Consider the following 10,699-nt stretch of genomic DNA (forward strand, 5'->3'; position numbering starts at 1 on the left):
GACCGGGCCCGCCGCCAGGCGGGGGTGCCACGACGCTCAGCGGCTGATCAGCTGCTGGGCGTTGTTGTACATGATGTCGTCCTGGGCGGACTCGTCGAGTTCCGCGATGAGCTTGCGGAAGTCGCCGGGGGCGGCCAGGCCCTCCGCGTGCGGGAAGTCGGAGCCCATGACGATGGACTCGTGGTAGCCGAGCCGCTTGACGACGCCCACGATGTCGTCCTCCGGATAGGGCACCACCCGGACGTGCTTGCGGAAGACCTGGCTGGGGCGCTCGTCCAACTGCCCGCCGATCCAGGGGCCGTTGCGGCCCATGCCCCGGCTCTTGTCCATGTGGCGGACGAAGTGCGGCACCCACTCGGAGCCGAACTCGGAGACCAGGATGTTGATGTCGGGGAACCGCCCGAAGAGGTTGTCGAAGATCAGTGCGGAGAGCGTCTCCTCGATGGGGCGCTGGCCGTAGGTGTTCTGCCACTGCCAGGCCGACATCCGGAAGTGGATGGGGTTCGGGTCGAAGCCCCAGGAGGGGGCCACCTGCGAGTTGTAGTAGAACTCGCTGATGTGGTAGCAGACGCTCGCCTTCGCCTCGTTCACCAGCTTCCAGAACGGGTCGAAGTACGGGTCGCCCGGCGAGCGGCCGTACACCGGCCCGGTCGGCAGCAGGATGAAGCGGGCGCCCTGGTTCAGGACGTACTCCAACTCCTTGACCGCACTGGGCAGATCGCGCAGCGAGAGCAGGGCGGGGGCGTAGATGCGGCTCTGGTGGTCGAAGCCCCAGACCTCGTTCATGTACCGGTTGAACGAGTGGTAGTTGGCGTAGAGCGGCTCCACGCCCTTGACGTACTCCTCGGCGACCAGTGCCCAGCCGCCCGGGTAGATGATCGTCTGGTCCAGGCCCTGCTCGTCCATGACCCGCAGCCGGGACTCGCGGTTCTGGTACGACTCGTGCATGGGCTCGAACTGGTACGTCTCCTCCGGATTGCCCGAGGCCATCGCCTTGAGCATCTCCTTCAGTGAACCCGGGCGGTAGACCTGCCCGAATTCCGGTTCGAGACAGACGACGATCCGGTCCCCGGCGAGGATCACCTCCCGGCCGTCCGGGAGTGTCACCGGTGCGACCGCCGAGCCGAGGAACTCCTTCGGGAGGTAGCGGGTGAAGGAGTCCCGTTCCTCGTACATGTGCTGGTCGCAGTCGAAGATTCGCTTGCGTTGTTCGGCCATGGCCGTCGCCTCCGGACCCCAGGAGCTATTCAGTACGCCTCCTATAATTATCTAACTGTTTCTCGGAGGCAAGGGGTCATCGAGGAGAGACTCGTGGCCGGCGCGGCAGGGGCTCGCCGTAGCGTCGGGCGGCGGGTCGGTCGGGCGGCGGGTCAGTCGATGAGCTCCAGCACCGTCTTGGGTCCGGCGGCGTTCACGACGTCGTCGGCGCTGGAGATGTGCCGCTGCCACAGCTTCTCGGCCTCGTCGCCCTTGCCGGACTCGATCAGGCCGACCAGGCGTACGTGCGCCCGGTGCCCCTTGAGGGCCTGCGCCTTCTGGGTCTCGGCGTCGGTGGCGGCCGCGGTGTACGAGGCGTTGGCGCGGTCGATGATGTTGCGCAGCATGCTGCACAGCAGGATCAGGGTCTGGTTGCCGGTGAGTTCCACCAGGAGCGCGTGGAAGGCGTCCTGGGCGTCGACCAGGGCGAGCGGGTCGTCCAGGACGGCCTTCTCGGCCGCCACCGCGTCACGCAGTCGCTTGATGTCGCCCGGCGTGTGCTTGGTGGCGAGCTGGCGGGCGCAGGGGGGCTCGATGACGGCGGCCGCGCGGTAGATGTCGCCGAGGGTGGCGCCGCGGTATTCGAGGATCAGGCCGGCGTAGCGGGCGGCGACATCCGCGTCGGGCGCGCTGACCCGGGCGCCGCCGTGGGCGCCGCGGCGTACCGTGATCAGGGACTCCGACTCCAGGACGCGGAACGCCTCGCGCAGGGTCGGCCGCGAGATGCCGAACTGCTCCATCAGTCCCGACTCCGGCGGCAGCGCGTCGCCCGGGTTCAGTTCGCCCCGGACGATCTGGCGGCGCAGGTGCGCGGCGACCAGCTCGGCGGTCTTCGGTACCCGCACCTGGCGTCCGACGCGGCTGCGGGAGGGGGCGGGCACGGCCGCCGTTTCGCTTGCGCGGGCTGCTCCGGCCACGGTGGGCTCCTCATATAGCAAAATGAATCGTCTTAGTGCATCGAGGGTACCAGGTCAAGGGATGGGTGGATCTTCCCCCGGGGGAGTGGATCTGGCGCCCGGACGGTCAGTGGGTATATAGATGATTCATCTATCTATTAACTCGACGGACCCCGTGGGAGTGACCTCGATGACCGAGAACCCGGCCCCGGTGATCCTCACCGAACTCACCGACGACGGGGTCATGCTCCTCACCCTCAACCGGCCCGAGCGGCACAACGCCTGGACGCTGGAGATGGAGCTGCTCTACAACGAGCTGTTCGACCGGGCGGAGGCGGACCCGCGGGTCCGGGCCCTGGTGCTCACCGGCGCCGGGCGCGGCTTCTGCCCCGGGATGGACATGAGCGTGCTGGACGGGGCGTCGTCCGGCGCCCGGCCGTGGCCCACCGGGCAGCTGCCCCCGCGCACCCGCCCCATGACCTTCCCGAAGCCCGTCGTGGCGGCCGTCAACGGGGCCTGCGCGGGCATCGGGTTCAACCAGGCGCTGATGTGCGACGTCCGGTTCGCCGTGCCGCACGCCAAGTTCGCCGCCGCCTTCAGCGCGCGCGGCCTGGTGGCCGAGGACGGCGTCTCGTGGATCCTGCCCCGACTGGTCGGCTACGGCAACGCCGCCGACCTGCTGCTGTCCTCGCGCCGGATCACCGGGACGGAAGCGCATGCGATGGGCCTGGTCAACCGCCTGGTCGAGCCCGAGGAACTCCTCCCGGCGGCCCTCGCGTACGCGACCGACCTGGCCCGCTCGGCCAGCCCGTACGCGATGTCCCTCATCAAGCGGCAGCTGGCCGACGACCAGGCGAGGTCCTTCGGCGAGAGCAGCGACAGTGCGGCCGCCCTGTTGGCCGTGGCCAAGCGCGCCCCGGACTACCGCGAGGGCGTGCTCAGCTTCATCGAGCGCCGGCAGCCGGAGTTCGCGGGGCTGGGGGAGTCCGCGTCGGAGCCGGCGGAGGCCTCCTCATGACCGGAGCCGGGCTCCCGCTGCACCGCCGTACGATCACCGTCACCGCCCACGCGTACGGCGTCGAGGAGATCTCCGTCGAGGCGGAACTGTGCGACGAGCGGCCCTGGGAGGCGCCCCCGGGCGGAGTCGTCCACCGGATGGGACTCGCGGTGCGGGTCCGCCTCGCGGACATGGTGATCACCGCCGCCGACGCGCGCATGCGGGAGTTCCCGCACACGGAGTGCCCGCTGATCACCCCCGCCTTCGACGGCCTCGTCGGGCTGAGCGTCGCCGCCGGATACAACCGGGCGATCCAGGAACGCTTCCGCGGGGTCGCCGGCTGCACCCACCTCTACGAGCTGACCCGCGTCCTCGGACCCGCGACGGTCCAGGCCGCCATCTCGGCGGGCGCGCGCCGCCGCCGCGCCGCGAGCGACGCACCGGTCCACAACCCGCGCGCCACCGCGGGCGTGCTGAACAGCTGCCACATCTGGGCGCCGGAGGGCGTGGGCCTGCGCAAACTCGACGCGGGCTGGCGCCCGGGCACAGGCCCGCGACCGGTCCCGGAGCTGGACACCTTCGAGCACCCCGGCCACCCCTGACCGGCCGGGACTCGCCCTGACCGGCCGGGGCTCGACCTGCCCAGCCCCCTATCCGGCGTTCACCCGCGGCTCGCGCGGCAGCCCCAGCACCTTCTCGGCGAGGATGTTCCGCTGGATCTGCGAGGTCCCCGCGTAGATCGTCCCGGAGCGGGCGATCAGATATGTCGTCGACCAGGACGCGGAGGAGTTCGCGGCGCCCGGGTCGTCGGCACGGTAGGTGCGCAGGGGCGGCCGGCCGGCCGGGACCTGGCCGTGCAGGCCCATGATGTCCATCGCCAGATCGGTGACCTCGGTGTGGTACTCGCTCCAGTACAGCTTGGCGATCGACGACTCGGGACCCGGCTCCGCGCCCTTGAGCCAGCCGGTGAGGATGCGGTAGCCGAGGCAGCGCATGATCTCGACCTTGGACCAGCACCAGGCGATCCGCTGCCGGATGACGGGGTCCTGGTCCTTGCCGTGGAGGCGAGCCAGTTCGACGAGACGCTCCACCTCGGCCCGGAACAGGATCGGGTTGGTCGCCGCCTCCTCGCCGCGCTCCACTCCCAGCAGGCTCTGGGCGACCGTCCAGCCGTTGTCGACGCCGCCGACGACGAGATCGGCACGGGTGCGGGCTCCGTCGAAGAACACCTCGTTGAAGTGCAGCTGCCCGCTCATCATGCGGAACGGTCGTACCTCGACGCCGGGCTGGTCGAGCGGGACGAGGAGGAAGGAGATGCCGCGGTGCTTGGACGCCTCGCGGTCCGTACGGGCCAGGACGAAGATCCAGTCGCTGTGGTGGGCGCCGGAGGTCCACACCTTCTGGCCGTCGATCACCCAGTCCTCACCGTCCCGTGCGGCGCGGGTCTTCAGGGATGCCAGGTCCGAGCCCGCGTCCGGCTCCGAGTACCCCTGGCACCAGGTGTCCTCGCCGCTGAGGATGCGAGGGAGGAAGTGGCTCTTCTGTTCCTCCGTGCCCCAGCGCAGCAGCGTGTTCGCCAGCATCTTCACACCGAACGTGTCCTGCGGCACCCCGAACGGCACTCCGGCCAGGGCGAGTTCCTCCATCAGGACGACCTGGTGGAGCTTGGACAGGCCGCGGCCGCCGTACCGCTCGGGCCAGGTGAGGGAGAGGTAGCCGCGCTCGACGAGCCGGCGGCGCCAGTCCCCGGCGAAGGCCCGGGCCGCCTCCTCGTCCAGGGCGCCGATGCCCTTCCAGTCCGGCGGCAGTATCCCGGCCAGGAACGCCTTGACCTCGGCACGGAACGTCTCGGTCTCCGGGGGGTAGCTGATGTCCACCTGCGATCTCTCCTCGTCGGCCCTGTCCCGCACAGCTGATCACTTGATCGCTGTATTGATTGTTTCAGCATAATAGGTTATCTATTTAACAGGAATAGCGTCGAGCCAGGGGCGGGCTGACATGGGACTGCTGGACGGCCGCAACGTGGTGATCACGGGCGGCGCACAGGGCATCGGCTTCGAGATCGCCGGTGTCCTCGGCGGCGCGGGAGCCCGGGTCGTCCTCGGCGACATCAACGAGGCCGCCGCGGCCGAGGCCGCCGCACGCCTCGCCGAGAACGGTGTGCCCGCCGCCTCGCTGCGCTGCGACGTCACAGACGAGGACGAGGTCGCCGCCCTGGTCGCCCACTGCGCCGACACCTTCGGCCCGGTCGGCGTCATGGTGAACAATGCCGGGATCACCCGTGACGCGACCCTGCGCAAGATGCCCCTCGCCGATTTCCGCGCCGTCGTCGACGTCCACCTCACCGGCGCCTGGAACGGCACCCGGTACGCCGCCGAGGCGATGCGGGCGCACGGACAGGGCGGCAGCATCGTCAACATCTCGTCCATCGCCGGCAAGGTCGGCAACTTCGGGCAGACCAACTACAGCGCCGCCAAGGCCGGCCTCGTCGGCCTCACCAAAGCCTCCGCCAAGGAACTGGCGAAGGCGGGCGTCCGCGTCAACGCCGTCCAGCCCGGCCTGATCCGCACCGCGATGACCGAGGCGATGCCCCCGGCCGCCTGGGACGCCAAGCTCGCCGAGATCCCCCTGGGCCGCGCGGGCGAACCCGCCGAGGTCGCCCAGGTCGTTCTGTTCCTCGCCTCCGACATGGCGAGCTACATCACCGGAGCCGTGGTCGAGGTGACCGGCGGCCGGTACATGTGAGCCCCCTGCACCCGCTGACGAAAGGTATGACGGATGCGTGACGCGGTGATCTGCGAACCGATACGAACCCCGGTCGGGGGCTACGGGGGAGCCTTCCGGGACGTCACCGCGACCCAGCTCGCGGCCACCCTCGTACGGGCCGTCCTGGACCGCACCGGCATCCCGCCCACAGCGGTCGACGACGTGCTCCTCGGCCAGTGCTACCCCAACGGTGAGGCACCCGCCATCGGCCGTGTCGCCGCCCTGGACGCCGGTCTGCCCGTCGAGGTACCGGGACTCCAGATCGACCGCCGCTGCGGCTCCGGGCTCCAGGCGATCATCACCGCCGCGATGCAGGTGCAGACCGGCGCGAGCGACCTCGTCCTCGCCGGCGGCGTCGAGTCCATGAGCCAGGCCGAGTTCTACACCACCGACGTCCGCTGGGGCGTACGCGGCGCGGGCACCACGCTGCACGACCGGCTGGCCCGCGGCCGCGTCACGTCCGGCGGTGTCAACCACCCCGTACCCGGCGGCATGCTGGAGACGGCGGAGAACCTGCGGCGCGCGTACGGCATCCCCCGCGAGGAACAGGACCGACTCGCCCTGCGCTCCCACGAGAAGGCCGTCGCGGCCCAGCGGGAGGGCCGTTTCGCCGACGAGATCGTCCCCGTCACCGTACGCACCCGAAAGGGCGAGACGATCGTCGACACGGACGAACACCCGCGCCCCGACTCCTCGTTGGAAAAGCTCGCGCGGCTGCGTCCCGTGCTCGGCCGTCAGGACCCGGAGGCGACCGTGACCGCCGGAAACGCCAGCGGCCAGAACGACGGCGCCGCGATCTGCGTCGTCACCCACCCCGAGCGCGCCGCCGAGCTGGGCCTGCGCCCCCTGGGCCGCCTGGTCTCCTGGGCCGTGGTCGGCGTACCGCCGGAGACGATGGGCATCGGGCCCGTGCCCGCCACGGCCAGGGCCCTGGAGCGGGCCGGTCTGAAGCTCGCCGACATCGACCTGATCGAACTCAACGAGGCCTTCGCCGCCCAAGTGCTGGCCTGCACCCGCGAATGGGCCCTGACCGAGGCCGACTTCGAACGGTTCAACGTCAACGGCTCCGGTATCTCGCTGGGCCATCCCGTCGGCGCCACCGGTGGCCGCATCCTCGCCACCCTGCTGCGCGAACTCGACCGCCGCCAGGCCCGCTACGGCCTGGAGACCATGTGCCTCGGCGGCGGCCAGGGCCTCGCCGCGGTCTTCGAACGGCCGACGTACGCAACCCACGCCACAGGAGGACGCTGAACATGGCCGGACTGATCGCATACGGCGCCTATGTGCCGTACCACCGCCTGGCCCGCGCGGACGTCGCCGCCACGCTGGGAACACCGGCGGGACGCGGCACCCGCGCGGTCGCGGGCTACGACGAGGACACCACGTCCATGGCCGTCGAGGCGGCCCGCACCGCCCTGGCCCGCGACGGACTGCGCCCCCGCATCGGCCAGCTCTTCCTCGCCACCGCCGCGCCCGCCTACCTGGACAAGACCAACGCGACCGCCGTGCACGCCGCGCTCGGCCTCGACGAGCACGTACTCGCCGCCGACATGGCCGGCTCCGTCCGCTCCGGCCTCGGCGCGCTGGTGACCGGAGCCCGCTCCCCGATCCCGACCCTGACGGTCCTGTCCGACCTGCGCACCGGCCTCCCAGGCGGCGCCGACGAACTCGCGGGCGGCGACGGCGCGGCGGCGTTCGTCTTCGGCGGACACCGCAACGGAGCCCCCGTCATCGCAGAACTCCTCGCCCACGACACGGTCAGCGACGAGATCCTCGAACGCTGGCGCCTGCCCGGCGCCCCCGCCTCCCGCGTCTGGGAGGAGCGCTTCGCCGAGGAGATCTACGTGTCCCTCGCGGACAAGGCGCTGACCGCCGCCCTAGACCAGGCGGGGCTGCAGCGCGGGGCGATCGACCACCTCGTCGTCTCCGGCCTGCACGCACGCGCGTGCGCGGCGGTCCGGCGTACGGCGGGCGCCCGGCCCGAGGCCGTGACCCCGGACCTCGCCGCCGCCATCGGCAACGCCGGCACCGCCCAGCCCGGCCTGCTCCTCGCCGACGTCCTCGACCGCGCCGGACCCGGCGAGACCATCGCGCTCGTCGTGCTCGGCGACGGCGCCGGAGTCCTCCTGCTGCGCACCACCGACGCGCTCCCGGCCCACCGCAGCGTCCGCCCGGTCGCCGCCCAGATCGCCGCGGGCGGCGCCCCGATGCCGTATGCCACCTATCTCACCTGGCGCGGACTGCTCGACCGCGAACCGCCCCGCCGGCCGGACCCCGAGCCGCCCTACGCCCCGCCCGCCCACCGCCGCGCCGGCTGGAAGTACGGGTTCGTGGCCTCCCGTTGCGAGAAGTGCGGCACCCGGCATCTGCCGCCGGACCGGGTGTGTGTCTCCTGCCGGAGCGTCGACGCCATGACCGACGAGCCGATGGAGCATGTGCGCGGCACGGTCGCCACGTTCACCGTGGACCGGCTGGCCCACACGCCGAGCCCGCCGATGCTCGTCGTGGTCGTCGACTACGACGGCGGCGGCCGGTTCCGCTGCCAGCTCACCGACGCGACCGAGGCCGACGCGGCCATCGGCGCCCGCGTGGAGATGACGTTCCGGCGCACCGTCACCGCCGCCGGCGTCCACAACTACTTCTGGAAGGCCCGGCCGGTGCGCTCGGGCGGGACCGACGAGACCGTTGACACCGACGACACCGAGGAGACACGCGGATGAGCTCGCACGGAATCCGGGACCGGGTCGCGATCGTCGGCATGGGCTGCACGCCCTTCGGCGAACACTGGACCCGCTCGGCCGACGATCTGCTGGTGGACGCCGTGGGCGAGGCGGTGACCTCGGCCGGCGTCACGCTCGACGACATCGACGCGTTCTGGTTCGGCACCCAGGCCTCCGGCGTCTCCGGACTGACCCTGAGCCGGGCCCTCCGCCTCCCCAACAAGCCGGTCACCCGCGTGGAGAACATGTGCGCGACCGGCTCGGAGGCCCTGCGCAACGCCTGTTACGCCGTCGCCTCCGGTGCGTACGACATGGCGATGGCCGTCGGCGTGGAGAAGCTCAAGGACTCCGGGATGTCCGGGCTCTCCGGCACCGCCATCCCGGGCGCGGGCGACGACAGCCGAGGCGAGATCACCGCCCCCGCCAACTTCTCCCTCCTCGCCCCCGCCTACGCCGCCAAGTACGGCCTCGCGGACGAGGAGATGAAGGACGTCATCACCCGGATCGCGTGGAAGAACCACGTCAACGGGGCCCGTAACCCCCGCGCCCAGTTCCGCAAGGAGGTCCCGCCGGAGCGCATCCGGTCGGCCCCGATCATCGCCGGCATGCTGGGCGTGTTCGACTGCTCGGGGGTCTCCGACGGCTCGGCCGCCGCGATCGTCGTACGCGCCGAGGACGCCTACAAGTACACGGACAAGCCGATTTTCGTGAAGGCGCTGTCCTTCGTCGCCGGTCCGGCGGACGGTCTGCTCGACCCGGAGTACGACTTCACCACCTTTCCCGAGGTCGTCGCCTCCGCCCAGGAGGCCTATCGGCAGGCGGGCATCACCGACCCACGCGCCGAACTCGCCCTCGCCGAGGTCCACGACTGCTTCACGCCCACGGAGCTGGTGCTGATGGAGGACCTGGGCTTCTCCGAGCGCGGCCAGGCATGGAAGGACGTCACCAGTGGGGCGTTCGACCTGGACGGCTCGCTGCCGGTCAATCCCGACGGCGGACTGAAGGCCTTCGGTCACCCCATCGGCGCCTCGGGATTGCGCATGATGTTCGAGGCGTGGCTGCAACTGCGGGGCGAGGCCCCGCCGGAGCGGACGGTGAAGTCGCTCGCCGAGGGCCGCTCACTGGCCCTGACCCACAACCTCGGCGGCGGACCGGGCGAGTGCGTCTCCTTCGTCTCCGTCGTCGGCAGCCAACTCAGCGACCAGTAAGGGCGGTTCGGCCATGGGACGACTTGAGGACAAGGTCGCCGTCGTCACGGGCGCCGCGTCCGGCATCGGCGCGGCCACCGCGCGCCGCCTCGCGGCCGAGGGTGCGCACACGGTCGTCGCCGACCTGAACGCCGACGGCGCCGAGGCGGTGACGGAGGAGATCCGCGCCGCCGGGGGCTCCGCCACGGCGGTCACCGTCGACCTGGGCGACATCGACAGCGTACGGGCCATGGTGGCCGCGGCCGTCGGGACGTACGGCGGCCTCGACGTCCTGCACAACAACGCCGCGGCCACCCACCTGGCCGCCCGCCAGGACCTCGCCGTCGTGGACGCCGACCCGGCGGTGTGGGACGACACGATGCGGATCAACCTGCGCGGGACCATGGTCGCCATCCAGGCGGCTGTGCCGCACCTGATCGCCCGGGGCGGCGGCTCGATCATCAACACCTCGTCCGGCTCCGGCCTGGCGGGCGACCTGCGCAATCCCGCGTACGGCGCCTCGAAGGCCGCCATCATCAACCTCACGCAGTACGTCGCCACCCAGTACGGCAAACAGGGCGTCCGCTGCAACGTGATCGCACCCGGGTTCATCGTCACGCCGGCCAGCTCCGGTTCGGCCCACGGGGCGATCCGGGAGGCGATGCTCCGCCATCACCTCACCCCGCGCCTGGGGCGGCCGGAGGACGTCGCCGCGGCGGTCGTCTTCCTCGCCTCCGACGAGTCGGCCTTCGTCACCGGGCACACCCTGCGCGTGGACGGCGGGCTGCTGTCCCATCAGCCGGACGTCGCGGATCTCCGCGACGCGTGAAGCGAGGGCCCCAGGCGCTCTGGTAAAGATGGTCGGAGGCGCCACCC

The 10,699-nt window shown here is 71.4% G+C and carries 10 protein-coding genes; 7 read left to right on the forward strand and 3 right to left on the reverse strand.

Annotation, left to right across the window (positions count from 1 at the left end):
- Nucleotides 1-36: 36 nt before the first annotated feature.
- Nucleotides 37-1,218, reverse strand: a complete 1,182-nt coding sequence (locus tag ACFU53_RS42695; protein WP_384005174.1) for an amidohydrolase family protein — start codon at nt 1,216-1,218, stop codon at nt 37-39.
- 152 nt (nt 1,219-1,370) lie between these two features.
- The gene (locus ACFU53_RS42700) at nt 1,371-2,174 is read right to left on the reverse strand and encodes a FadR/GntR family transcriptional regulator (RefSeq protein WP_384005175.1); all 804 of its coding nucleotides are present in this window, start codon (nt 2,172-2,174) and stop codon (nt 1,371-1,373) included.
- A gap of 169 nt (nt 2,175-2,343) precedes the next feature.
- Between ACFU53_RS42700 and ACFU53_RS42705 the strand changes: the two genes are divergently transcribed.
- A complete protein-coding gene (locus tag ACFU53_RS42705; RefSeq protein ID WP_384005176.1) occupies nt 2,344-3,171 on the forward strand; it encodes an enoyl-CoA hydratase-related protein in 828 nt (275 codons plus the stop codon).
- Complete coding sequence (locus ACFU53_RS42710; RefSeq protein WP_384005177.1) at nt 3,168-3,752, forward strand: DUF2889 domain-containing protein; 585 nt, start codon at nt 3,168-3,170, stop codon at nt 3,750-3,752. The genes ACFU53_RS42705 and ACFU53_RS42710 overlap by 4 nt, the downstream gene beginning before the upstream one ends.
- A 48-nt stretch (nt 3,753-3,800) precedes the next feature.
- Here ACFU53_RS42710 and ACFU53_RS42715 read toward each other — a convergent pair whose 3' ends face one another.
- Entirely contained in the window at nt 3,801-5,027 is a 1,227-nt protein-coding gene (locus tag ACFU53_RS42715) for an acyl-CoA dehydrogenase family protein (RefSeq protein ID WP_384005178.1), read from the reverse strand.
- 121 nt (nt 5,028-5,148) lie between these two features.
- Here ACFU53_RS42715 and fabG point away from each other — a divergent pair, with 121 nt between their 5' ends.
- The 5 genes from fabG to ACFU53_RS42740 are packed head-to-tail and all read left to right on the forward strand — an operon-like array spanning nt 5,149 to nt 10,652.
- Complete coding sequence (gene fabG / locus ACFU53_RS42720; protein WP_384005179.1) at nt 5,149-5,895, forward strand: 3-oxoacyl-ACP reductase FabG; 747 nt, start codon at nt 5,149-5,151, stop codon at nt 5,893-5,895.
- Between the two features lie 33 nt (nt 5,896-5,928).
- Nucleotides 5,929-7,167 (forward strand): acetyl-CoA C-acetyltransferase, encoded by a 1,239-nt coding sequence (locus ACFU53_RS42725; protein WP_384005180.1) that lies wholly within the window; start codon nt 5,929-5,931, stop codon nt 7,165-7,167.
- A 2-nt stretch (nt 7,168-7,169) separates the two neighbouring features.
- Nucleotides 7,170-8,636, forward strand: coding sequence for an OB-fold domain-containing protein (locus ACFU53_RS42730; RefSeq protein ID WP_384005181.1), 1,467 nt, complete (start codon nt 7,170-7,172; stop codon nt 8,634-8,636).
- The gene (locus ACFU53_RS42735; protein ID WP_384005182.1) at nt 8,633-9,844 is read left to right on the forward strand and encodes an acetyl-CoA acetyltransferase; all 1,212 of its coding nucleotides are present in this window, start codon (nt 8,633-8,635) and stop codon (nt 9,842-9,844) included. The genes ACFU53_RS42730 and ACFU53_RS42735 overlap by 4 nt, the downstream gene beginning before the upstream one ends.
- Nucleotides 9,845-9,857: 13 nt before the next feature.
- Nucleotides 9,858-10,652, forward strand: a complete 795-nt coding sequence (locus ACFU53_RS42740; RefSeq protein ID WP_384005183.1) for an SDR family NAD(P)-dependent oxidoreductase — start codon at nt 9,858-9,860, stop codon at nt 10,650-10,652.
- Nucleotides 10,653-10,699: the final 47 nt, after the last annotated feature.

Origin of the sequence: Streptomyces sp. NPDC057474 (assembly GCF_042802555.1) — a bacterium.
Classification (GTDB): Bacteria; Actinomycetota; Actinomycetes; order Streptomycetales; family Streptomycetaceae; genus Streptomyces.